The sequence below is a fragment of the Marinobacter zhejiangensis genome (genome assembly GCF_900114775.1).
Taxonomy (GTDB): Bacteria; Pseudomonadota; Gammaproteobacteria; order Pseudomonadales; family Oleiphilaceae; genus Marinobacter; species Marinobacter zhejiangensis.
This window is the reverse complement of sequence record NZ_FOUE01000001.1, coordinates 699,855-723,673: the sequence shown is the minus strand read 5'-3', so window position 1 is coordinate 723,673 and position 23,819 is coordinate 699,855. Positions and strand designations below refer to the sequence as shown.

Below are 23,819 nucleotides of genomic sequence, written 5' to 3'. Positions count from 1 at the left end.
AAAACCCGGCCATTGGCCGGTCTGAACATCGGCAAAGGATACCGAATGCCCAACCAAGCCCTGACGCTGCTGCTGGAGTTTGATGACCAGGTACGTCGCGACCACCACCAACCACCGGCGTTCCTGCACCGGCGTGATCGCCGCTTTGCCCTGGAGGCCACCGAACCTCATACCCCCAGAGCCTGGCTCGACCATATCCAGCGTCTCAGTGGTGGACACACCAACGCAGCGCTGAAGCCCTTGCGCCGCTGGCGTCGCATCACCCTCGGCTTCGCCGTGACTGGCACCGTGCTTGGCATCGTTACCATGCTGGGGCTGCTCTACTACGACGGCAGTGGACGAATAAATGTCACCGTGATGCTGGGGTTCATGCTGCTGCAGCTGATGCTGGCCCTGGCGACCTCATTACAGGCCCTGGTTGGCTGGCGTCCTTGGGGCTGGCTGATCGAGCGCTACCTGCACCCAGCCGAAGAATCCGCCATGGCGATCAATCGCCTGCAACCCCAGCTGATGGCTCGGGCCGCGCACTGCGGCGGCCTGATGTTTGCGCTTGCCGGCTTGCTCACCCTGCTAACCCTGGTGGTGGTTCGGGACCTCGCCTTTGGCTGGAGCACCACCCTCAGCACCGGCGCCGACAGCTACTACCGGTTCGTCGCTACCCTGGCGTGGCCGTGGCATACGCTGTGGCCGGCAGCGGTTCCGGACCTGGAGTTGGTCAGCCAGACCCGGTTCTTCCGTATCGAAGCCGACACAGCAGTAACTGCAGGTCGCTGGGGTGAGTGGTGGCCGTTTGTCACCCTGGCCTGGTGCTGCTACGTCATCCTGCCGCGGTTGATCCTGACCGCTCTCAGCAGCCTCCACCTCAGGCTTCGCGCAAGGCACGTGCTAACCAGCCACCCGGGACTGCTGGCGCTGCGCTACCGCATGGAAACCCCGGAAGTGGACACCGGACACCAGAACACGGATGTCAACGTAACCCCGGAACTTGCGGTTAATGCCCGACTGCACCCGCTGCCAGACAGCCCGGTGGTGGTGCGCTGGGCCGGCGCGGGCGAGGCGTCTGTTCCGGCCCAATTCCAGGGTCACCAGCAGCGGCTGGTGGTTGAGGCCGGGGGCGCCGCAAGTCTGGCCCAGGACCAGACGGCCATCGCCGAGGCCGGTCGGCACCTGAGCGATGACAGCCGTCATTCGGTTACGCTCCTGGCGCGGGCCTGGGAGCCGCCGACGGCGGAACTGGAAGATTTCATCACCGATGCCCGGTCCCACTGGCCAGCCAACACCCGCATAACCCTGGTGCCACTGGCCACCGATCCGAACCAGCCAGCGTCTGATCAGCAGCTGGCGCCATGGCTGCGCTTCTGCGAGCGATTGGCGGACAAGCGCCTGTACGTTGCGCGATACTCCAACGTGGATGCGACCACGGGTAATGGGGAGGCGCTGTCATGACCACCAAGACTCGTCCTGCACCCACCTTTGCCGTGGTCGGGCACCCCAACAAGGGCAAGTCCAGCGTGGTCTCCACTTTGTCCCAGAACGACAGCATTGCCGTTGCTTTGGAGCCCGGCACCACCCGCCACAGCCAGGCCTATCCCCTGACCGTGGACGGTGAGGTTCAGTACACCCTGATAGACACCCCCGGCTTTCAGCGTCCGCGGCAGGTTCTGGCCTGGCTGGAGGCCCACAGTCTATCGGCGTCTGACCGCGCCGAAACCGTCGCCGCCTTTGTTCACCAGCACCGCAGCGACCCCCGCTTCCATGACGAATGCGAGCTGCTGACGCCGTTGATTGAAGGTGCCGGCATCATCTACGTCGTTGACGGTTCGGTCCCCTACAGCGCCGAGAACGAGAGTGAGATGGAAATCCTGCGCTGGACTGGCCGGCCCAGCCTGGCACTGATCAACAGCATTGGGGCGGACGACTACAGCGAACGTTGGCACTCAGCCCTTGGCCAGTTTTTCCAGGTGGTTCGTAAATTCAACGCAGTCAAAGCCCCGTTCAACCAACACCTCAGTCTGCTCAAGGCCTTTGGCCAGCTGGAGCCTGCCTGGGAACAGGTGCTCGACGCGGCGGTCATGCACCTGTCCGATCAGCGCGCCGAACGCAAGTCCCAGGCTGCGCGCCTGATCGCCTCGGCCTTGGAGGACATGATGGGGTGGCAGGAAAGACGCACCCTGACCCCCGGGCAACTCGAAGCACAGTCCCGGCAGGCCCTGGCCGACCAACTGAGAGAGCGCTGGTACCAGCATCAGCGCCAACGGGAGCAGTCCCTGCGTATCGAGGTTGAGACGCTGTATCAGCACCACCGGGTCCAGCGCCAGGAAGCCGAGCTGAGCTGGCACAGCGAACACGACCTGTTTAGCGAGAACAGCCGGCAAATCTGGGGGGTCAGCCGGGCCTACCTCGCCACCGCCGGTTTCGGTGCCGGCGCTGTGGGTGGGGCAGGGATCGATGCCGTCACTCTGGGCTCCTCCCTCGGTACCGGGGCTTTGATCGGTGGTCTGATTGGCGCCGCCGGCAGCTATTTCTATGGTGACCGGCTGGTTTTGCCGGTGCTGCGCATCGGGGCCCTGCAACAGGGACTGCAAACCGTCAGCTTCGGGCCGGTCCAGGACAGCCAGTTCGGCTATGTGGTTCTGGGCCGGGCGGTGGATCACTGGTGGCACATCGCCCACCGCAACCACGCCGGTCGCCTGCCACTGAACCTCGAACCCTCCGACAGCCACTGGCTGGCCGACCTCGACAGCCAAGCCCGCCACCTTATCCAGAGTGCCCTGAACCGCTGCCGCAAACAGCGTTCACTGAGCGACGACCAGCGCCTTCAATTGGCCAGCGCCATTGAAGCGGCACTGGATCGTTACCACCAGTGGCGTCTGGCCAGCGGTTGAATCCCACCACCCTTGGATGTTTATACTGTGGCCCGATTCCAACCAACATGAGGACAACCATGAAGATTGTACGAGTACAGGACATCATCGGAACCGAACGTGAAGTGGAAGGGCCGGGCTGGACCAGCCGTCGCCTGCTTCTGAAAAAGGATGGTATGGGCTTCTCGTTTCACGAGACCATTATTCCAGCCGGAGCCGAGTTGAACCTGTGGTACAAAAACCACCTGGAAGCGGTTTATTGTGTTGCCGGCAATGGCTCCATCACCGACCTGGCCACTGGCGAAACCCATGAAATTACCGACGGCACCCTGTATGCGCTCGACCAGCACGACCGCCATGTTCTTCGCGGTGGCTCCGAGGACATGCGCCTGATCTGTTCCTTCAACCCACCGGTCACCGGCCGCGAAACCCACGACGAAGACGGTTCCTATAACCTGGCAGACTGACACCACCGTATGGCTGTCGCTCAGCGCCTGTAAGCCGCTGTAACAGTTTGCAAGGTTTGGCGTCCGGGGCTTTCCCCTGACGCCAGACTGGTGATATTTTGATCACCCAGTTCGACAAAGCCTTGCCACCGCCACCCGCGCAACACAGGTTAATCCAATGGACGTTACCGCTCTCGCCAGTTACAGCACCCAGCTCAGCCAGGCACAGGTTCAGCAGCAGGCCCAGCTCAGCGTGCTGAAAACTGCCCAGGATCTGGCGGCAGCCGGGGCCCTGCAGCTGTTGGAGGCCATCCCGTCGCCTCAGCCAGTCGCCGCCGGCGATAGCCGCATCGGCTCCCTGATTGATATTCACGTCTGACGGTCCTTTGCGATAAATCAAGGACGCTTTCCAATCCTTAAATGATAATAATTCCCGTTATCAACTTTTAAGGATCACCTCATGAAACATCAGATCAGGACCGCCGCCCTTGCCCTGCTGATCGTCACCGGCACGGCCACTGCCAACGACTCGCCCGATCATTTTGACGGCATACCGTCCAACTCGCTGCCACAGGCCCTCGAACACCTTGAGGCGTACAACACCCAGCTGGCCAGCTTGCTGGCGCAACCCATGGATGTCGCTACCATGGCAGAGATCCACCAGCTGACGTATACCCTGGAAAATGCGCTGGAACGAATGCAGGAAGCGCTCGAGCAACTGTCAGAAACCCTGGAGTCGGTGCATAAAGATTCAGAGTATGCCGCCGCCGACACACTGCCCGGCCATGCCCACCAGTATCTGGAGGATGCCCGCCCCTGGACCGAGTAACCGGCTCGGGCTAGGCCCGGCCTGCTAGTGCCCCTGCTTCTTGGTGCCCTGTTTGGCCTCGGCGGTCAGGGGGTCTTCCGGCCATGGGTGTTTGGGGTAGCGACCGCGCATGTCCTTGCGCACGTCGACGTAACCATGACGCCAGAAACTGGACAGGTCGCTGGTAACCGCCAGCGGGCGCTGGGCCGGCGACAGCAAATGGATCACCACGGCCACCTGGCCGCGGGCGATCCGCGGGGTTTCGGTCCAGCCAAACAGTGCCTGTAACTTGGCGGCCAGTACCGGACCGTTGTCGGCGTTGTAATCGAGCCGGACCGACTGGCCGGTGGGGATGGTCAGCGCTGCGGGCGCCAACTCCGGCAACTGGGCCTGTAGGCCGTAGTCCAGGGCACTGGTCAGCGCCATCGACAGGTCAACTTTCTGCAGTTCAGCCCAACGGCTCACTGACACCAGGAATGGCGCCAGCCACTGCTCCAGTCCGGCCAACAGGGTTTCGTCGTCCACCGCTGGCCAGGTCTCCGGCCACAACCGGTGCAGCAACGCCAACCGGCCACGGAGCTGGCGGGCACTGTCATCCCAGGGCAGGCTGTCCAAGCCTTTCTGGCGCACCGCCGCCAGCAACCCTGCCAATACTTGGGCCGCATCCGGGTTGGGCAGAACCGCTTCCGCCAGCACCAGTTGGCCGAGGCGTGTCTGCCGCCGCGCCACCACCCGTCCACGCTGGTCATCCCACAGGCACTCATCATAGCCGGAGATGTGTTCGGCCAGGTCCTGCTCCAGCAGACTGAGGCTCACCGGCGCCGCCAGGTAGATACGCGATTCCCGCGCCTGGCCATCCAGATCCGCCGCCACCAGCCACTCCTCCCGCGCCAGCGGATCATCGTCTTGCAGAACGGCACCACGACCATTACTGAGCTGATAGCGAGGGGCCGCCCCGGGGCGTTTGCGGCCAATGCGATCCGGGTAGGCCAGCGCCAGCAGACGACCGATATCGTGATGACCCGGCCGACCGTTGTCGTCGGCATCAGCCAGCCGTTGCACCGATCGCTTCAGCGCCTGCAGCCGTTGACTGTCCACTCTGGGGTCGCGGGCTTCGCCCCGCAACAACTGCCAGCGAAGGTAAAGGTCCGCCCCGGCGCGGGGGCCCAGCAGATCCCGTTCTTCCAGTAACACGGCGAGCTCCGCCGCCAGCCGGGGCAGGCCTGACGCCCGTCCCCGCAACACCATATGAGCCAGGCGGGGGTGAAGCCCCAGCCGCCGTGCGGCCTTTCCGTGGTCGCTGATACTGCCATCGCCATGGAGCAGGTCCAGCCACTGCAGCAAGGTGGTTGCCTGCTGCCAGTGCGCGGCAGGTGGCGGGTCAATCCATTCCAGGTCAGCCGGGGAACGGGCACCCCATTGGGCCAGCTCCAATACCAACGGTGCCAGGTCAGCCTCAGCGATTTCCGGCGGGGAAAAATCGGCCAGGCCATACTGGTCCGACTCGCTCCACAGGCGGTAGCAGACCCCCGGTTCCACACGCCCGGCGCGGCCACGACGCTGCTCCGCCGAGGCCTTGGACAAACGACCGGTCACCAGCCGGGACATACCGCTGTTGGGATCAAAGACCGCCCGCCGTTGCTGGCCGCTGTCCACCACCACGCGAATGCCTTCGATGGTCAGGCTGGTTTCAGCAATCGCCGTGGCCAGCACCACCTTACGTTCCCCCGCTGGAGCCGGGGCAATGGCCTTGTCCTGATCGTCATTGCGCAGGTTGCCGTACAGCGGTGCCAGCCGGACGCCTGCCGGAAGCTGCGCTCTCAACGCGGATTCCACCCGGCGGATTTCACCAGCACCGGGCAGGAACACCAGCAGGGAGCCGTCCTGCTCGGCCAGGGCCTCACGGATCACCGCCACCACCTGATCCACCAGCCGGGCTTCCCGGGGCAGCGGCCGGTAGACGGTCTCCACCGGATACGATCGTCCTTCGCTGGTCAGCACCGGAACCTCACCCAGCACCCTGGCGATGGGGGCCGTATCCAGGGTCGCCGACATCACCACCAGGCGCAGGTCTTCCCGCAGAGCCTGCTGGGACTCTCGCATCAAGGCCAGGCCCAGGTCAGCCTGCAACGACCGTTCGTGGAATTCGTCAAACAGTACCGCGGCATACTCACTCAGCTCAGGGTCGTCCTGAATCAGGCGGGTGAGAATGCCTTCGGTGACCACTTCAATTCGGGTCTGGCGCGATACCCGGGTATCCAGGCGGGTACGGTAGCCCACGGTCTCGCCAGCCTTCTCACCAAGCTGGCCAGCCATGTAACGGGCGGCAGAGCGGGCGGCCAGGCGACGGGGCTCAAGCATCAGGATTTTGCGGCCCTGACGCCAGGGCGCCTCCATCAGCGCCAGCGGTACCCGGGTGGTTTTACCCGCACCCGGGGGCGCCTGTAACAGTACCGTGGTCTGGGTCGTCAGGGTCTGTTGCAGGTCCGGGAGGAGAGCGTCGATGGGCAGCATCGGATTGGACCAGTTCGCGGCTATCGGGACTGGCGGTTATGCCAGGCCTCGGGGTTGGGCACCAGACAGGCAAACAGCAATCCCCAGACCAGGGCTGCAACGCCGATCCAGAAGGCGCTGTCGAGTGTTCCCCCCAGCTCCAGCCATTGCTTGGTCAGCCAAGGGCCAACCATCTGAGTGAAGCCATACAGTGCCACCAGGGCGGCCGATATCCGTGGACCCTGATGCGGGTGCAGCGCGCGGCCAATGCGCTGGGTCAACAGTACGGTGCCAAGGAACGTTGTGCCAACCAGAATGCCACACAACACCAAACCAACCGGACCGGGCCAGATAACAGCGGCCAGTACCCCCAGAAGCTGTATCACGTAGTTCAGTCGAATAGCGGGGAGATCGCCGATTTTCGCGCCAAGATGATTCCAGATATAGGCCGCAGGCAAGGTCGCCAGGGCCACGATCAGCCAGCTGCCATCCAGCAGCCAGTGGCCATCAGGCAACTGCAGCTTGGCCAGCAGCGGCAGGAAGGTCATGGGCAGGATATAGCCCAGACCAGCGCCGGCGTAGGACAGGAACAAGGGCACACTGGCCCGGTCCAGCAGCCGGCCTTTCTGGGTAGCGCCGTCTCCAGACTGTTCCGGGCGCACCGGAACATCCAGTGACAGCAGACGGGCGGTGCCCCACCAAGCCAGCGGAATCGACAGGATCGCCGCCGGCCACCAACGGTCCGCGCCGCTCAGCCAATCCGCAGTCAGCGTGACCAGGGCGCTGGACACCAGCAGGCCAATACCCACCCCCAGATAAACCAGACCACTCAGGCTGGCACGATTACGCCGGACCAGCCACTCCAGAATCAGCGCCGGCGCCTGGACAAACACCACACCGTTAGCAACGCCGTTGATCCAGCGAGACGCGGACACCAGGGTGACCTGGTCAAGCTGGGTCTGGGCGAGGCTGGTAAGCACATGCACAGTGAGGGACAACGGCAGCAACAGCCGGATGTGATCAATTCGGTGCCAACGGATCGCAACCATGGCCCCCATCAGGTAGCCCAGATAATTCCAGGTTGCTACCGCGGCCCCCTGCTGGGCATCGATCTGGCCGTCTGCCACCAGATAGGGCAGCAACGGGGTATAGATAAAACGCCCGAGGGTATGGACTACCAGCAACAGAGTCGCGCCGGCAGCCAATACCGACAAGAGTTCACGGGGGGAGGTGCAATGTTGCTGGTTAGCAGGCATGGAGGGGTCACCGGGAAAAATGGCCGGTCAGTCTACGGCCTTCCCGGCGGCTTGCAAAGACGACCTTAGGGCGAAACGGCCCGCTCACGGTTCTGCCGCGCCCACTGATAGATACGACCAAAGGCTTCGGCGACCGCCTCCGGCTTGTGGGGTGGCTGGATCACGGCGGCCAGCTCTCCTTCCGGGTTGATCAGAGCCAGGTGAGCACTGTGATCCACCAGTTTGAGGTCGCCCTCCTGACGGTGGATGAACACTGCATTCAGGCTTTTCGCCAGGTTACGCAAGGTATCAAGGTCACCGGTAATGCCCTGGAAGTCTTCGCCGAAAAACGCCAGGTATTCCCGCAAGCGCTCTGGCGTGTCCCGCTCCGGATCGGCGGAGATCAGCAGGTAGCTGGGGCGCGGCAACTCTGCCGGAATCAGCTGATTGGCGCGACGAAGGTTGGACAGTGTCGCAGGGCACACATCCGGGCAGAACGTATAACCGACGAAGGCAAAGGTCCAGTGGCCCTTGAGGTCCTCCTGGGTGACCGCCTCGCCCTGTTCATTCACCAACTGGTAAGCGGCAACCGGCCGTCCCTGATCGTATACGAAGGTGTTGAGTTCACTCAGCTCCGGTGCTGGCAATGGTGCCTGGCTGTCCCCCAGGAACACCTGGCGGCCCACCACGAGCCCAAACACCAGAACCACCGCCAACAGCAGGACAACAACGGTATTGCGAACGGATCGATCCATGGCTGGATTAGGTCTCCCTGCGATTGATGAGTGTCAGAAGCGCAGGTAGTGGTCGACCAGCAAGACCACGAACAAAACCATCAGGTAGGTGATGGAATACTTGAAGGTCGCCAAAGCCACACGCCGGTCGTCGCCCCTGAGCAATAGCACCGCATAGTGCAGGAAACGCACCCCAAGTACCAGTGCGCCCACCAGATACAGATGACCGGACATGCCGGTCACAAACGGCAGCAGGCTGACCGCCAGCAACATCAGGGTATACAGTAGGATATGCAGTTCGGTGTAACGATTGCCGTGGGTGACCGGCAGCATGGGAATACCGGCCTTGGCATACTCCTCCTTGCGGTGGATAGCCAGGGCCCAGAAATGGGGCGGCGTCCAGGCAAAGATAATCAGCACCAGCAACAGCGCATGGCCATCCACCTGGCCAGTAACCGAGGTCCAACCAAGCAACGGTGGCATGGCACCGGCCAGGCCACCAATCACAATGTTCTGGGGCGTCGCCCGTTTCAGGAACAGGGTATAGACACCGGCATAGCCCACCAGTGATGCCAGCGTCAGCCAGGCGGTCAGGCTGTTGACCTGCCACACCAGTACCAGTAGCCCGGCCAGGGCAAGGCTGGTGGCAAACAATAGTGCATCCAGCGGGGCAATCCGCCCGGTAGCCACCGGACGTTTGCGGGTTCGCGCCATCACCGTGTCGATGCGCTGGTCAACCACATGGTTGATCACGGCGGCCGCACCAGCCAACAGCGCAATTCCGAGGTTACCAAACAGCAGCACCTGCCAGCCCGGTAGCTGGGGAGTCGCCAGCAACATCCCGATCACCGACGTCAGGATCATCAGCGCTACCACCCGGGGTTTGGTCAGCTCCAGGAAATCCCGCCAGGTGGCGTGGCTGGCTTTGTCGAACAGAGTCTTGGCATGTTGGCTCATGCGGCAACCTCCCGCTTGATCAGGTTGGATGAAGTGGACAGAACGGGCTGATAACAGTGATGCAGACGCCAGATCAGGTGAATAACGGTCAACAACAAGCCGGCGCCCATGGCGTTATGGATCACCGCTACCGGCAGCGGTATATGGAACGCGACATTGGCCAGCCCCAGAGCAATCTGTGCCAGCAGCACCACGCCGACCAGCGCCGTCGCCTGGCGAATCAACGGCGAGCCACCGCAACGCCACAGCTGTGCCAGCAAAATGAGCCAATATGCCAGCACCAATACAGCGCCCAAGCGGTGGCTGACATGGATCGCCACCCGCCCGGCGGCGGTCAGCTGCCCGCCCAAGTAGTTGGGACCCACGTGCTGGGTAATGTCGAAACCGTGCTGGAAATCCATCTCCGGCCACCATTCACCCTGACAGGTCGGCAGGTCGGTACAGGCAACCGCCGCGTAGTTGGCAGCAGTCCAGGCACCCAGGGCAATCTGCATCACCACCAACATCAACCCGCCATAGAGCCAGGGCCGCAAGCGGGCCAGCCGGTGACCGGCTTCGTTGTCCACCCGAGCTGGCCGGGTACGCAGCCGAAGGGTCAGCAAGGTCAGTAGGCTCAAGGTGGTAAAGCCGCCCAGCAGATGCAGGGCCACGACCTGAGGCCACAGTTTCAGGGTGACCGTCCACATGCCAAACGCCCCCTGCAACACAATGAAACCGGCAATAAACAAGGGCAGCTTGACCGGGACACCAGCACGGCGATGGCGAATGGCGGCGACGGCCAACCCAAAAACCAAAAGCCCCAGGGTGCCCGCGGCGTAGCGGTGGATCATCTCGGGCCAGCCCTTGGCGGTATCAACCGGCACTTCCGGGAAGCGCGCCTCGGCGATGGCGATCTGGTCTGCGCTGCCGGGGACAGTCAGGAAGCCGTAGCAGCCCGGCCAGTCCGGACAGCCCAGGCCGGCATGCACGAGCCGGGTCCAGGCGCCCAGCATCACCACCACCACCGCCAACAGGGTGGCGAGCAGGGCCCAGCGTCCCAGGGTGCGATATAAGGTGCGATGGATTGAGGCGGATTGCGACATGGCGGTCATGGCATCACCCCAGCTGGGACAGTTTGAGCAGGCGTTTCAGGTCCTTGAGCATGTCTTCGCCACTGTTGGCGGTGGTGTACTGCATCATCACGTTGCCCAACGGATCGACCAGCAAGATCCTCGGCGCGGTGGCCGGGTCGGCGCCGGTTGGCCAGATCGGTTCCCTGGCACCTGGACTCAGCAGTTCCATCGTTCCGTACTCAGCAGCCACCTGGTTACGTTGGCCTTGGGCTATGCCAGCCAGGAAAGCCGCCCGCATCACCCGGTCGGCGTCTTTGCCAAGGGCAATGTTGACCTGCCGGGCCAGGTACAGCAGCGATTCGCAGTCGGCGTCGCAGCCTTCTGCGGCCACCAGCATCAGCCACTGGCGAGGGGCGGTAGGCGAGGTGAAACGGTCGGCCAGGCGGCGGCCGTCGTCACCCACCAGGTTGAGTTGGCTGATGGGTACCAGCGGCTGGATGAGGTCACCGTGGTTGGCCTGCCCGGTCGGGTTCAACCATCCGGTGAAATACATCACGGTGGCCAGCAACATCGGGCCGAAACCGATGGCAAACAGCGCCAGGGCAATACGCCGGCCACGGCGGGCCTGCTCCGCAGTGCGAGGGTTGATGTCGTTATCAGTCATGGAATCAGCCATTGTCGTTGTCATTATTGGCTCCTGTCTTGCGGTAGCTGGCAACGATGGTCAGTACCACCAACACCAGCGCGAGTGAAAACCATTGCACGGCATAGCCGTAGTGGGTCTGGGGTCCCATGTAATCCGGCTGCCAGTCAACCCGGAAAGCCCCGGGCTCATCGCTGCCCCTGAGCCGGAGCACCTTGCTGACCACCGTGCTTGCCTCAGCCGCTGCATCAGCTTGGTGAAGCGCCTGAACCCGTCGCGGCCACCCTTGGGCACCGTCGCTCTGTGCCAGCACCGGCGGTTCCGGATAGTCGGCAAGGCGGCCACGAATCGTTACCTCGCCGCCCGGAGAGGGAAACACCGGCAGCACATCACGGCTGGCAGGCGCTCTCAGCCAGCCACGGTTAACCACCAGTGCTGGCCCCTGGTCTGGCTGGAACAGGGTCAGCACTTCGTACCCCGCCACGCCGTCCCGGGTGCGGTTATCCAGCAGCCAGCTGCGTTCGTCATAGTGGCCGGTCAGGGTCACCGGCTGCCCGCTCTCCAGTCCATTCTCCTGCTCATTTCCCAGGCCCGGGCCAGCCAGCTCCTGCCAGCTCAGGGTCACCGCCTGTCGCTGCCACTGCTGCAATAACGCTTCCTTCTCGGCCGCCCGTTGCACCTGCCATACGCCCAGCGCCAACAGTAGGGGCAGCAGGCTGGCACTGAAAATCAGCAGCCTGGGATTGAACTGCCAGTGCCGACGGGGCAACACCATGGACTCGCTCATGCTCTGCTATATTGACTCCAGCCGTGCCCGAAGTTGCGGTTCAACCAAAGGGGGTCTGCCATGCTGAAAGTGGTCATTGTTGTACTTCTGCTTGCTGTGATCGCCAGTCTGTTTACCAGCCTGGTGTTCCTGATCCGCGATGGCGGAAAAACCAATCGCGTGGTGAATTCCCTCGCTGTCCGGGTTGGGCTCAGCCTGACACTCCTCGCACTGATTCTGATTGCCCTATGGCACGGCGACCTTTCCATGCATCCGACGCCGTACCATTAGCGAACCTGCCACCGCGGTGGCCTAGAGGATGTAGACGAAAACAAACAGCCCCAGCCACACCACATCCACAAAGTGCCAGTACCAACTGGCCGCCTCGAAACCAAAGTGCTTGTCCGCCGAGAAGTGTCCCTTGAAGATGCGAACCAGCATGATGGAGAGCATCAGCGTTCCCAGCAGCACGTGGGCACCGTGGAACCCGGTCAGCATGAAGAACGTACTGCCATAGATGCCCGACTGCAGGGTCAGGTCCAGCTCGGTGTAAGCATGGACATACTCTTCAGCCTGTAACGCCAGGAATCCCAGTGCCAGCAGGATGGTCGCGGCCAGCCAGATCTTCACCTTGGTGCGGTTGTTCTGCTTCAAGCCGTGATGGGCAACGGTGACGGTAAACGAGGACGTCACCAGCAGGATGGTGTTTACCAGCGGTAGCCCCCAGGGGCCAATGACTTCTTTCGCCGGGGGAAACGCCTCCGGGTCCGGGGTATTGATCAATGGCCAGGTGGCCTGGAAGCCCTCCCACAGCATGTTGCTGCTGGCACGGTCGCCTTCGCCACCCAGCCAGGGCACGGCAAACACCCGGGCATAGAACAGGGCACCAAAGAACGCGGCAAAGAACATCACTTCCGAGAAGATGAACCAGCTCATCCCCCAACGGAAGGAGCGATCCATCTGCGGGCTGTACAGACCCGCCCGGCTCTCCCGGATGACGTTGCCGAACCAGCCAAACAACATGTAGGCCATGATCAGCGCGCCAATGAAAAACACCGTCCAGGCACTTCCGGTGTCTTCGCCCTGGGAGCCATTCACCATGATGGATGCCACCCCATACAAGGTAGTGCCGAGTCCCACCGTAGCAATGATCGGCCACTTGCTCTGTGCCGGAACGTAGTACGTCTGATCTGTCGCCATGCCAGCCTCCGACGGTTATCCGTTATTGGTGCTTGTTGTTGTCGCTCGTTCGCTCGTGACCGCGGACACCGTCTCCGGTTCGCCCTGGTCGTACAGGGTGTAAGACAGGGTCAGTTTGGTGATGTGCTCCGGCAAGGCCGTGTCCACAATAAACACCAGCGGCATCTCGGTGATTTCTCCGGCGGCCAGGGCCTGCCGGTTGAAGCAGAAACATTCGGTCTTGTGGAAATACAGTGTGCCTTCCGACGGCGCCAGACTCGGTATCGCCTGGGCCACCATCGCTGCACCGGTCGGGTTCTCAGCGTAGAAGGCAACCTGGGTCGGCTCACCCGGGTGCACCTTGATGCTGTGAACCATAGGCCGGAACACCCACGGCATCTCGGGCCCGTTCTGGGCAATAAACTGAACCTCTACCGTGCGGTTCAGGTCGGTCTGCATGGCCTCGCTGGCCTCATAACGGCCCCCGGTTTTGCCATTGATACCCGTGATTTCACAGAACACGTTGTACAAAGGCACCAGGGCGAAGCCGAAAGCAAACATGCCCACCACCCCAACCAGACACCACCCAATGACACGGGCGTTGGAGCGGGGCGGCTGGGGATTGGATTCCGGTAACTCCGCCATAGCTCAGCTCCCTTATTTCACTTCCGGTGGCGTAGAGAAGGTGTGGTACGGCGCCGGAGAGGGCAACGTCCACTCAAGGCCTTCGGCCCCTTCCCACGGTTTCGCCGGTGCCTTCTCACCACCACGGACACACTTGATCACGATGAACAGGAACAGCAGCTGGGTTGCGCCAAACATGAAGGCACCGATGCTGGAGACCATGTTGAAGTCGGCAAACTGCAGCGCATAGTCCGGAATCCGCCGGGGCATGCCCGCCAGCCCAAGAAAGTGCATGGGGAAGAAGGCCAGGTTCATGCCGACGAACGACAGCCAGAAGTGGGTCTTGGCCAGGGACTCGTCGTACATGTGGCCGGTCCATTTCGGCAACCAGAAATAGGCCGAGGCAAAGATGCCGAAAATGGCACCCGGCACCAGCACATAATGGAAGTGAGCCACCACAAAGTAGGTATCGTGGTACTGGAAATCCGCCGGGGCGATAGCCAGCATCAGGCCGGAGAAGCCACCAATGGTGAACAGGATGACGAAGGCCACCGCAAACAGCATCGGTGCCTCAAAGGTCATCGAACCACGGAACATGGTCGCCACCCAGTTGAACACCTTCACCCCGGTGGGTACCGCAATCAGCATGGTGGCGTACATGAAGAACAGTTCGCCGGCCAGCGGCACACCCACGGTGAACATATGGTGCGCCCAGACCACGAACGACAGCAGCGCGATGGCACCGACCGCATACACCATCGAGGCGTAGCCAAACAGCGGTTTGCGGGCAAACGCCGGAATGATGTGAGACACCGCCCCAAACGCTGGCAGGATCATGATGTACACCTCGGGGTGCCCGAAGAACCAGAACACGTGCTGGAACAGCACCGGGTCACCACCACCGGCGGCGTTGAAGAAACTGGTGCCAAAGTTGATGTCCATCAGCATCATGGTGACCACACCCGCCAGCACCGGCATAACCGCAATCAGCAGGAAGGCCGTGATCAGCCAGGTCCAGACGAACAGCGGCATTTTCATCATGGTCATGCCTGGCGCCCGCAAATTGAGAATGGTGGCGATGACGTTGATCGCCCCCATGATCGACGAGATCCCCATGATGTGGACGGCGAAAATGAAGAAGGTGGTGCTCGGCGGCCCGTAGGTGGTCGATAGCGGTGCGTAGAATGTCCAGCCGAAGTTGGGAGCGCCACCGGCCATGAACAGGGTGGACACCAGGATCAGGAAGGCGCAGGGCAGTAGCCAGAAACTCCAGTTGTTCATGCGTGGCAAGGCCATGTCAGGCGCCCCGATCATCATCGGCAGCATCCAATTGGCCAAGCCTACAAACGCTGGCATAACCGCACCAAACACCATAATCAGGCCGTGCATGGTGGTCATCTGGTTGAAGAATTCCGGCTCCACAATCTGCAAGCCGGGCTGGAACAATTCGGCACGAATCACCATCGCCATGGTGCCGCCCAGCAGGAACATGGCGAAGCTGAACACCAGGTACATGGTGCCGATGTCTTTGTGGTTGGTGGTGTACAGCCACCGGGTAATGCCCTTGGCGGGACCGTGGTGATGATCCTGGGCGTGGGTATCAATAACCGCGCTCATTGCTAACCCCCTATAGCCACCGGCCCATCGCCGGCGGCACGATCAGACGTCGGATTACTGCTGGCTTTTGAACTCGAAGACCTGCATGGGTGTCACCATTTCACCGGTGTTGTTACCCCAGGCGTTCCGTTCGTAGGTGATGACCGCTGCGAGATCGACCTCGCTGAGCTGCGGCCCGAACGCCTGCATGGCCGTGCCGGCGACACCATTGATGACCCGGTCGAGGTGAGCGGGCATATCCTCGGTTACGATGGCGCTGCCCTTGAGTGCCGGGAAGGCCGGTGGCACACCGGTCCCATCCGGCTGGTGACAGGCGGCACAGGCGGTGTTGTATACCTGCTCGCCGCGAACCATCAGCTCATCAAGCGTCCAGTCCTTCTGGGTCAACTGACGCTCAGCTTCCGCAGCCGCCACCTGCTCAACCACCCAGGCGTCGTATTCCTCCTGAGGCACCACCTTGACCACCACCGGCATAAAGCCGTGGTTTCGACCGCACAGCTCGGTGCACTGGCCACGGTAAATGCCGGGCTCGTCGACCCGGGTCCAGGTTTCGTTGATAAAACCGGGGATGGCGTCTTTCTTGACCCCGAACTCCGGCACCCACCAGGAGTGGATCACGTCGTTAGCGGTCAGCAGCAGCCGTACTTTCTTGCCGGCGGGAATCACCAGGGGGTTATCCACTTCCAACAGATAGTGCTCGCCCTTGTCGGCACGGTTATAGATTTGGTCCAAGGGCGTGGTCAGGTTAGAGAAGTAGCCGAAGTCGTCATTGATATAGTCGTAGCGCCATTTCCACTGGTAGCCGGTCACCCGGATATCCAGGTCGGACTCTTCGGTGTCGTACATATCAATGAGAGTGGCCGTAGCCGGGATTGCCATCGCCACCAGAATCACAAATGGCACGATGGTCCAGAGAATCTCGACCGTGGTGTTTTCATGGAAATGGGCCGGTTCGTGCCCCTCCGATTTCCGGTGGGCCAGGATCGACCAGAACATCACCCCGAACACCACGATGCCAATGGCAACGCAGATCCAGAGAATCGTCATGTGGAGGCTGAATATATCCTGACTGGTGCCGGTTACCCCAGGCGGCATGTTTACCGCCCAGTCAGCCATCGACCAGGCAGGCAATAACAAGCCGCCCGTGAGGACACCAGCCCTCATCGTGTGCACGCCCATATGTGTATCTCCGTAGAGTTTTATTCTTGTTGAACTTGTTACTGCTTCCTAAACACCTGATGCGTTATGGCCGTCTATCGCGGCATCTACACCTGACAAAGAGAAAGTCTGCTCACGGATTAACCACTTATGAGTATAGACAGGGGTTAGTGAATTGCTAAAAATTGAGTAAACGATAACCGACTATTAACATCGATTTTTTATAACGGTATCGTCTATAGCGATTTCCTTCGCCACCGAGACTCCCCATCCCATGCCCAGGTCCGGCTCGCCCACGCCGTTTTTTAACGTTATCGACCGTCGCCTGTGGGCATTGGCGTGGCCGCTGATGCTCACCAACCTGACGGTTCCCCTGCTGGGGCTGGTGGACACCGCGGTGCTCGGCCACCTGAGCCAGCCGGAATACCTTGGCGCCGTGGCCATTGGTGCCAACCTGTTTACCTTGCTGTACTGGACCTTTGGCTTCATGCGTATGGGCACCACCGGCCTGGCAGCCCAGTCCTATGGACGACGAGATGGCTTTGGTCAGACCGCACTGCTGGTACGCTCGCTGCTGCTGGCCGTGGTTATTGGCATTCTCCTGATCCTCGTTCACCGGCCCCTGGTGACCATCGGCCTGGCACTGATGAACCCCAGCCCCGAGGTAGCGAGCCTCGCCGCGGAGTACGCCAGCATCCGTATCTGGAGCGCCCCGGCGGTCCTGTGCCAATACACCCTCGTTGGCTGGCTCATCGGCACCCAGTTTCCCCGCGGCCCCATGCTAATGCTGCTGGTTGCCAACGGCCTGAACATCCTGCTGGATGTGTGGTTCGTCACGGTGATGGGTTGGAACAGCCGCGGCGTCGCCGTGGCCACCGTAATCGCCGAATATGCGGCAACCGCCCTGGGCCTTTGGCTGGTACTGGGCCGCATTCCCGCAGGCCAACACCTCAGCCGGGCGCTACTGGGAACCCTCGCGGACTACCGCCGCATCCTGTCGGTGAACCGCTTCCTGATGGTTCGTACGGTGACCCTGTTGTTGGTGTTGGCGTTCTTCACCGCCCAGGGTGCTCGTCAGGGGGATGTGATTCTGGCCGCCAATGCAGTGCTGATCACGTTTCTGATGGTGATTTCCAATGGCCTTGATGGTTTTGCCAATGCCGCCGAAGCCATGGTGGGGGAGGCCGTCGGCCAGGGCGACCGCGCCTACTTCCGCTCGGTGTGCCTGTCGGCCCTGCGCTGGTCGGTCTGGGGCGCTCTGCTGTTCACCGCCGCGTTCGTGCTGGCCGGTGCCGAGCTCATTGCCTTGCTGACCAGTATCACCGACGTCCGCCAAACCGCCTGGCAGTACCTGCCCTGGTTATGGCTGCTCCCGGTCACGGCCGCCGGGGGCTTTCTGCTTGACGGCATCTTTATCGGTGCCACCCGTACCCGTGACATGCAGAACACCATGCTGTTTGCGGCCCTGTTGGTGTTCCTGCCGTTGTGGTGGCTCTCGACCGGCTGGGGCAACCATGGCCTCTGGTTTTCCCTTATTGGCCTGATGGTTGCGCGAGCCGCCAGCATGGGCTGGCTCTTTGTAAAACATTCTAAAAATGACACCTGGTTCACGTAGCCGCGTGACCACGAGCACGTTGGCAAATCTAAACTACACTTCTGTTCAAGAGCGGTAGAAATTCGAAGCACAGTGCTTTGTTCACCCTACCTCAGCACCGGAGGCATCTTGGGACCATTTTCAGTTCAACAAACGGCATCTCCCGATATGACACCAGCAGTCGTGCTTAACATCATCGATCATGCGCGCCGGCAGGAAGCACGTTCCGGAGAGTTTCTCCGGCAGATGCAGGAACGGGCCGCCTCGCTGCCCGCCAGCATTACCGTGGATGGCTATCAGCCCGCCACCTGCCTGTTCCAGTTCGCGGTCGAATACATCGAGATGGCACCACGCCTGATCGAATGCGTCGATGCCTGCGCACGGGAAGCCGACTGCACGACGCTGTTTGCGCCGTTCATCGAGGCCGCCACCTTTTACTTCACCCAGCCGTCGATGATTCTGGCCCGTTACGAAGGGCTCGACGGCCTCCTCAACCGGGCCTACATGTGCCATCGGCTGATGGAAGAAATGTGTGAAAACAACCGCTCCATCCGCACCGCCCAGCTGGTGGATGTGGAAGCGACCCTGGCCAACCTGTTGATCCACCAGCTGATCGGCGAGCCGTTCTCCAACGAGCTGGACGAGGCCGTGTCTCGCAGCGTCATGCAGATCGCCGGGTCACCTGATTATTACGAACTGGACCTGAACCCGTTTGTACAACAGGCCAAGCACGCCGCCTGGGGCTGGATGCGAAACTACTGGGAGAACCTGCTGGTTCGCAACCACATCTACTTCACCCTGAATACCCGACTATAATCCCTGTATTGACGACACCATTCACGACACTGGGAAGCCAGTTCCATTCACGCTAAGCTACGTAACCGCTTACGCAAACAGGAGAAACCCGTGCTCGACAACGCTGACCTGGGAAAACTGATTATCCGTCTCACCTTGGGGGGACTGATGCTTTTCCATGGCATATCGAAACTGATCAACGGCATTGGTTTCATTGAAGGTCAGCTCGCCAGCCACGGCATGCCGGCATTCTTCGCCTATGGCGTCTATATCGGTGAAATTATTGCGCCGCTGATGGTGCTGCTTGGTTATCAGACCCGTATTGGTGCCATCATCATCGTGTTCAACATGCTCGTCGCCATCGCACTGGTTCATGGTCACCAGTTGCTGACTCTCGGCGGCAATGGCGGCTGGGCACTGGAACTTCAGGGCTTCTTCCTGTTTACCGCCCTGGCGCTGATATTCCTCGGCCCCGGCAAATACAAACTCAAGAACTGATGCCACCGGAGCACTCGTCATGACCAAAGACCTGCCCACCGGCCGTTATCGCCATTACAAGGGCAAAGACTATGAAGTGATTGGTCTGGCCCGGCACAGTGAAACCGAAGAACCGCTGGTGGTTTACCGGTGCCTGTACGGCGATCACAGCCTCTGGGTTCGGCCACTGGCAATGTTCTGCGAATCGGTCGATGTGGCCGGGGAGCTGGTACCCCGGTTCGCCTTCCTTGGCGACGGGGATTGCTAGTCGCCGCAGACGCATCCCCCCTAGGTACAATCCCGCTTTGACGGCACCGATCCGGCTTGGCAGAGTGTCGCCTTTTTTGTCTTTTCCACGTAGAAACCGGAGTTAGCCATGAATGCCGTCGTTGCCGCGGTCGCCATCATGCTCGTGCTGAGCCTGTGCCGAATTCACGTTGTCGTCGCCCTGATTGTTGGCGCCCTTGCCGGTGGCCTGGTCAGCGGCATGTCCCTCGAAGCTACCATTAATGCCTTTAACAGCGGCCTCGGTGGCGGTGCGACCGTCGCCTTGTCCTATGCGGTTCTCGGCGCCTTTGCCGTGGCCATCGGCAAATCCGGGTTGGCCCACGCACTGGCGGACAAGGCCCTGGCTCTTGTCGGACGCCAGGACGACCACGCAGCAGCCAATGGCATCCGGCTGCTGATCGTCGGTGTGCTCATCGCCATTGCCATGTCCTCGCAGAACATCCTGCCCATCCACATCGCCTTTATTCCGCTGGTGGTACCACCGCTGCTCTATGTCATGGCCAAGCTGAAGATGGACCGTCGCCTGGTGGCCTGTGTGCTCACCTTCGGGCTGATTACCCCATACATGTTTCTGCCGGTGGGCTTTGGGGGGATTTACCTCAATGAAATCCTGCTGGCCAACGTATCCAACAACGGCATCAGCACCGACGGCCTTAACGTCATGACCGCCATGGCGTTGCCGGCACTGGGCATGCTTACCGGCCTGCTGGTGGCGGTTTTCATCAGTTATCGGGGCGACCGCAGCTACAACCTGGAAGCCATCTCCCGCACCGAACGAGTCACCGTGAGCTACAACGGCTTAACTCTGGTTATGGCGCTGATCGCCATTGTTGCGGCTTTTGTTGTCCAGCTGTGGCTGGATTCAATGATCCTCGGCGCACTCACCGGCTTTGTGCTGTTCAATCTGTCCGGCGTAGTCAAGTGGAAGGAAGCCGACGACCTGTTTACCGAAGGCATGAAGATGCTGGCGATGATTGGCTTCATCATGATCGCCGCCTCAGGGTTTGCAGAAGTTATGCGGGAAACCGGCGAAATTCAGTCGCTGGTTGAGAGTTCCGTTGCCGCTATCGGTGACAACCGGGCGCTTGCGGCCCTGTTGATGCTGGTGGTGGGGCTGCTGATCACCATGGGTATCGGCTCATCGTTCTCCACCATTCCCATTATCGCCGCACTGTACGTTCCATTGGCCCTGCAGATGGGCTTCAGCCCTCTGGCGATTGTTGCCCTGGTTGGCACCGCCGGTGCCCTGGGGGATGCGGGATCACCCGCCTCTGATTCGACCCTCGGCCCCACCGCTGGCCTGAACGTCGACGGTCAGCACAACCACATCTGGGATACCGTGGTGCCCACCTTCCTGCACTACAACCTGCCACTACTGGTGTTTGGCTGGGTTGCTGCGATGGTGCTTTGACGGATTGCTTTAGGCTCACTGGCGGTGTTGCGGGGATGGTAGAGGGATTCAAAACGAGAAACGTGGTTTCTCTGATTGTTTTGAACCCCTCTACCACCCCCACGCCGGACTCCCCAGATGGAACCCGTTAACTCTTGGATTTATTAACCAGTCCAAACCCAAGAGCTAAAAAAAGGGAGTCGGGACACCTTCCAAAACAATCAGAGAAACCACGTTTCTCGTTTTGGAAGGTGTCCCGACTCCCTTTCTACTCCCTCTGAACAGCAGGCGCCCACTCCGAACAAACTACTCCTCAGAACCCGCCTTAAAAAACACCACCTGCTTTACGGTGTGATCATCCTCGTTCTTCTTGCTATTCACCCGGGTATCCAACTCCGCCACCTCAGGTTCGGCATCTCCCTGCCGGTCTTTATAGCCACAGGCCACACACTCACGGAACTGGCCTTCCTCGGTGGCATACATCACGATCTTGTCCATCTCCGCACAACGTGGGCAGACGGCACCGGCGATAAAACGTTTGGGACTCGCCATGACTCAACTCTCATTAATGGCTTTATCAATTGAGCCGTGAGGAGCACAGGCTCCCCAAGGCCCAAACAGGGTGTTTAAGCGGCGTGGTCGGTAATACCCGACTGCCGCAACAGCGCATCCACTTCTGGCTCACGGCCACGGAACGCTTTAAACAGCTCCATTGGTTCCTGTGACCCGCCTTTCTCCAGAATGTTCGCCAGGAACGAGTGGCCGGTCTCCGGATCGAAGATCCCGTGCTCCTCAAACAACGAAAACGCATCCGCCGCCAGCACTTCCGCCCACTTGTAGCTGTAATAGCCCGCCGCATAACCACCGGCAAAGATGTGGGAGAAGCTGTTAGGGAAACGGTTGAATTCCGGAGCCCTGATCACCGCAATCTCATCCCGGACCTGGCGATGAACCTCCAGCGGGTTGGCGGGCGCGTCAGGGTTGTACTCCGCATGGAGGCGGAAATCAAACAACGAGAACTCCAGCTGCCGGACCATCTGCATACCGGACTGGAAATTCTTCGCCGCCAGCAACTTGTTGAGCAGGTCTTCCGGCAATGGCTCCCCGGTTTCGTGGTGGGCGGCGATCAACGCCAGCGACTCTTCGTGCCAGCACCAATTCTCCAGGAACTGACTGGGCAGCTCCACCGCGTCCCAGGCGACACCGTTGATGCCGGATACATCCGCCACCTCCACCTGGGTCAGCATGTGGTGGAGTCCATGACCAAACTCATGGAACAGGGTGGTGACCTCATCGTGGGTCAGCAACGACGGCTTGCCGTTGACCGGCGGGGTGAAGTTGCAGGTCAGAAACGCCACTGGCAACTGCAGGTGGCCATCGAGATTACGCCAGCGCACCTTGCAATCCGCCATCCACGCGCCCCCCCGTTTACCTTGCCGGGCAAACAGGTCAAGGTAGAACCAGGCAATGGTCTGGCCATTGCGGCGGATACGATAGGCCTTGGCATCCGCCTGCCAGGTGGCCACCTCCGGCGTCGCCTCAATCTGGATACCAAACAATTTTTCCGCCACAGCAAACAGGCCGGGCACGACCTTATCCACAGGGAACCATGGCCGCAGGGTTTCCGGCGAAATATCGTAGCGCTGCTGTCGCAGTTTCTCGCTGTAATAGCCAATATCCCACGCCTCCAGCTCGTCCACCCCATAGGTTTCCTTCACAAAGGCGTGCAGCTCGGAGATCTCCTGTTCGGCCACCGGTTTGGACTTGGCCGCCAGCTCAGTCAGGAAATGCATAACGTCGTCGACATTACGGGCCATCTTGGTAGCCAGTGACCGCTCCGCATAACTGGCAAAACCCAGCAGCCGGGCGAGGGCATGACGGCGCTGGAGAATATTCGCCATGACGTCGGAGTTATCCCATTGGCCAGCATCGGGCCCCTTGTCCGACGCCCGCGTCACAAAGGCTTCGTAAACTTCCCGCCGCAGCTCACGATTATCGCAGTAGGTCATGACCGGGTAGAAGCTGGGGAAATCCAGGGTAATGACATACCCCTCCAGGCTTCGCTGCTCCGCCACGTGACGGGCACCCTCCAAGGCGCTTTCTGGAAGACCGGCAAGCTCGCTCACATCGGTCACCTGGCGGAACCAGTGCTGGGTTGCATCAAGGACGTTGTCGCTAAACTTACTGGACAACTCCGCCAGTTCACGGGTCAGCTCGGCATACTGCTTTTTCTGCTCGGGCGGCAGATCCACACCACCGAGGTGAAAGTCCCGCAGGGTGTTGCTCACCGATTTGCGCTGGGGTTCGCTGAGTTCGGAAAAGTCATCGCGCTCTGCAAGCGCCTTGTAGGCGGCACACAGCTCCGCATTCTGGCTGACTTCCGTGCTGTACTGGGTCAGTTTTTCCAGGCAACGCTTGTAGACATCCCGCAGTTCATCATTGTTCATGACACCGTTCAGGTGCGAAATCACCGACCAGGCACTGTTGAGCCGGTCATCCAGGGCCTGCATGGGCTGCGCCAGGGTATCCCAGGTTGGCGCGTCCTGCCTGGCCAGCTGCTCGATCTGTGCCCGGTTGTCGCTGAGAATCTGGTCAATGGCCGGCTCCATGTGCTCGGTACGAATTTGGCCAAACGCGGGCAGCAGGTCATCGGTCAGCAGTGGGTTAGTCATAGGTCCCCTTCTCAGTCGGTGTCATGT

The 23,819-nt window shown here is 61.0% G+C and carries 24 protein-coding genes; 11 read left to right on the top strand and 13 right to left on the bottom strand.

The window, feature by feature from the left end; translation table 11 throughout:
• Positions 1-45 precede the first annotated feature (45 nt).
• The 5 genes from BMZ67_RS03210 to BMZ67_RS03190 all read left to right on the top strand — a co-directional run bounded on the left by BMZ67_RS03210 (position 46) and on the right by BMZ67_RS03190 (position 4,139).
• On the top strand, positions 46-1,446 hold the full coding sequence (locus BMZ67_RS03210; RefSeq protein ID WP_092020453.1) for a DUF2868 domain-containing protein: 1,401 nt from the start codon (positions 46-48) through the stop codon (positions 1,444-1,446).
• Entirely contained in the window at positions 1,443-2,885 is a 1,443-nt protein-coding gene (locus tag BMZ67_RS03205) for a GTPase/DUF3482 domain-containing protein (protein WP_092020452.1), read from the top strand. The genes BMZ67_RS03210 and BMZ67_RS03205 overlap by 4 nt, the downstream gene beginning before the upstream one ends.
• A gap of 59 nt (positions 2,886-2,944) precedes the next feature.
• Positions 2,945-3,331 (top strand): ectoine synthase, encoded by a 387-nt coding sequence (locus tag BMZ67_RS03200; protein ID WP_092020451.1) that lies wholly within the window; start codon positions 2,945-2,947, stop codon positions 3,329-3,331.
• Between the two features lie 157 nt (positions 3,332-3,488).
• Entirely contained in the window at positions 3,489-3,689 is a 201-nt protein-coding gene (locus BMZ67_RS03195; RefSeq protein WP_092020450.1) for a putative motility protein, read from the top strand.
• A gap of 81 nt (positions 3,690-3,770) precedes the next feature.
• Complete coding sequence (locus BMZ67_RS03190) at positions 3,771-4,139, top strand: DUF6746 family protein (protein WP_092020449.1); 369 nt, start codon at positions 3,771-3,773, stop codon at positions 4,137-4,139.
• A 24-nt stretch (positions 4,140-4,163) separates the two neighbouring features.
• On the opposite strand, the gene hrpB is transcribed toward BMZ67_RS03190, so the two are convergent.
• From hrpB to BMZ67_RS03155, 7 genes are all read right to left on the bottom strand, one after another.
• Complete coding sequence (gene hrpB, locus BMZ67_RS03185; RefSeq protein ID WP_092020448.1) at positions 4,164-6,632, bottom strand: ATP-dependent helicase HrpB; 2,469 nt, start codon at positions 6,630-6,632, stop codon at positions 4,164-4,166.
• A 20-nt stretch (positions 6,633-6,652) separates the two neighbouring features.
• Positions 6,653-7,867, bottom strand: a complete 1,215-nt coding sequence (locus tag BMZ67_RS03180; RefSeq protein ID WP_092020447.1) for a YbfB/YjiJ family MFS transporter — start codon at positions 7,865-7,867, stop codon at positions 6,653-6,655.
• Positions 7,868-7,932: 65 nt separating this feature from the next.
• Positions 7,933-8,601 carry an SCO family protein gene (locus BMZ67_RS03175; RefSeq protein ID WP_092020446.1) on the bottom strand — a complete coding sequence of 223 codons (669 nt, stop codon included), beginning with the start codon at positions 8,599-8,601 and terminating at the stop codon, positions 7,933-7,935.
• 33 nt (positions 8,602-8,634) lie between these two features.
• The gene (gene cyoE, locus BMZ67_RS03170; protein WP_092020445.1) at positions 8,635-9,537 is read right to left on the bottom strand and encodes a heme o synthase; all 903 of its coding nucleotides are present in this window, start codon (positions 9,535-9,537) and stop codon (positions 8,635-8,637) included.
• Complete coding sequence (locus BMZ67_RS03165) at positions 9,534-10,628, bottom strand: COX15/CtaA family protein (RefSeq protein WP_092020444.1); 1,095 nt, start codon at positions 10,626-10,628, stop codon at positions 9,534-9,536. The genes cyoE and BMZ67_RS03165 overlap by 4 nt, the downstream gene beginning before the upstream one ends.
• A gap of 4 nt (positions 10,629-10,632) precedes the next feature.
• Complete coding sequence (locus tag BMZ67_RS03160; RefSeq protein ID WP_245749849.1) at positions 10,633-11,277, bottom strand: hypothetical protein; 645 nt, start codon at positions 11,275-11,277, stop codon at positions 10,633-10,635.
• Complete coding sequence (locus BMZ67_RS03155; protein ID WP_092020442.1) at positions 11,258-12,019, bottom strand: SURF1 family protein; 762 nt, start codon at positions 12,017-12,019, stop codon at positions 11,258-11,260. Before BMZ67_RS03155 ends, BMZ67_RS03160 begins: the two co-directional genes overlap by 20 nt.
• Before the next feature lie 60 nt (positions 12,020-12,079).
• On the opposite strand from BMZ67_RS03155, the gene BMZ67_RS03150 reads away from it, so the two are divergent.
• Positions 12,080-12,289: a twin transmembrane helix small protein gene (locus tag BMZ67_RS03150; RefSeq protein ID WP_092020441.1), complete on the top strand. Its 210-nt coding sequence runs from the start codon at positions 12,080-12,082 to the stop codon at positions 12,287-12,289.
• Positions 12,290-12,310: 21 nt separating this feature from the next.
• On the opposite strand, the gene BMZ67_RS03145 is transcribed toward BMZ67_RS03150, so the two are convergent.
• Genes BMZ67_RS03145 through coxB form a run of 4 tightly spaced genes read right to left on the bottom strand, consistent with a single transcriptional unit; the run spans position 12,311 to position 16,597 of the window.
• The gene (locus BMZ67_RS03145; RefSeq protein ID WP_092020440.1) at positions 12,311-13,198 is read right to left on the bottom strand and encodes a cytochrome c oxidase subunit 3; all 888 of its coding nucleotides are present in this window, start codon (positions 13,196-13,198) and stop codon (positions 12,311-12,313) included.
• 15 nt (positions 13,199-13,213) lie between these two features.
• Positions 13,214-13,822 carry a cytochrome c oxidase assembly protein gene (locus BMZ67_RS03140; RefSeq protein WP_092020439.1) on the bottom strand — a complete coding sequence of 203 codons (609 nt, stop codon included), beginning with the start codon at positions 13,820-13,822 and terminating at the stop codon, positions 13,214-13,216.
• Between the two features lie 12 nt (positions 13,823-13,834).
• Positions 13,835-15,418, bottom strand: coding sequence for a cytochrome c oxidase subunit I (gene ctaD, locus BMZ67_RS03135; protein ID WP_092020438.1), 1,584 nt, complete (start codon positions 15,416-15,418; stop codon positions 13,835-13,837).
• Positions 15,419-15,472: 54 nt separating this feature from the next.
• Positions 15,473-16,597, bottom strand: coding sequence for a cytochrome c oxidase subunit II (coxB, locus tag BMZ67_RS03130; RefSeq protein WP_092020437.1), 1,125 nt, complete (start codon positions 16,595-16,597; stop codon positions 15,473-15,475).
• A gap of 253 nt (positions 16,598-16,850) precedes the next feature.
• On the opposite strand from coxB, the gene BMZ67_RS03125 reads away from it, so the two are divergent.
• From BMZ67_RS03125 to BMZ67_RS03105, 5 genes are all read left to right on the top strand, one after another.
• On the top strand, positions 16,851-18,191 hold the full coding sequence (locus tag BMZ67_RS03125) for an MATE family efflux transporter (RefSeq protein WP_245749848.1): 1,341 nt from the start codon (positions 16,851-16,853) through the stop codon (positions 18,189-18,191).
• A 147-nt stretch (positions 18,192-18,338) separates the two neighbouring features.
• On the top strand, positions 18,339-18,986 hold the full coding sequence (locus BMZ67_RS03120) for a hypothetical protein (protein WP_092020435.1): 648 nt from the start codon (positions 18,339-18,341) through the stop codon (positions 18,984-18,986).
• A gap of 90 nt (positions 18,987-19,076) precedes the next feature.
• Positions 19,077-19,463: a DoxX family protein gene (locus BMZ67_RS03115; RefSeq protein ID WP_092020434.1), complete on the top strand. Its 387-nt coding sequence runs from the start codon at positions 19,077-19,079 to the stop codon at positions 19,461-19,463.
• A gap of 19 nt (positions 19,464-19,482) precedes the next feature.
• Complete coding sequence (locus BMZ67_RS03110; protein WP_092020433.1) at positions 19,483-19,710, top strand: DUF1653 domain-containing protein; 228 nt, start codon at positions 19,483-19,485, stop codon at positions 19,708-19,710.
• 108 nt (positions 19,711-19,818) lie between these two features.
• Entirely contained in the window at positions 19,819-21,141 is a 1,323-nt protein-coding gene (locus BMZ67_RS03105; protein ID WP_092020432.1) for a Na+/H+ antiporter family protein, read from the top strand.
• 285 nt (positions 21,142-21,426) lie between these two features.
• Here BMZ67_RS03105 and BMZ67_RS03100 read toward each other — a convergent pair whose 3' ends face one another.
• Entirely contained in the window at positions 21,427-21,672 is a 246-nt protein-coding gene (locus tag BMZ67_RS03100) for a YheV family putative zinc ribbon protein (protein ID WP_092020431.1), read from the bottom strand.
• A gap of 74 nt (positions 21,673-21,746) precedes the next feature.
• A complete protein-coding gene (prlC, locus tag BMZ67_RS03095) occupies positions 21,747-23,792 on the bottom strand; it encodes an oligopeptidase A (protein ID WP_092020430.1) in 2,046 nt (681 codons plus the stop codon).
• Between the last annotated feature and the right edge of the window lie 27 nt (positions 23,793-23,819).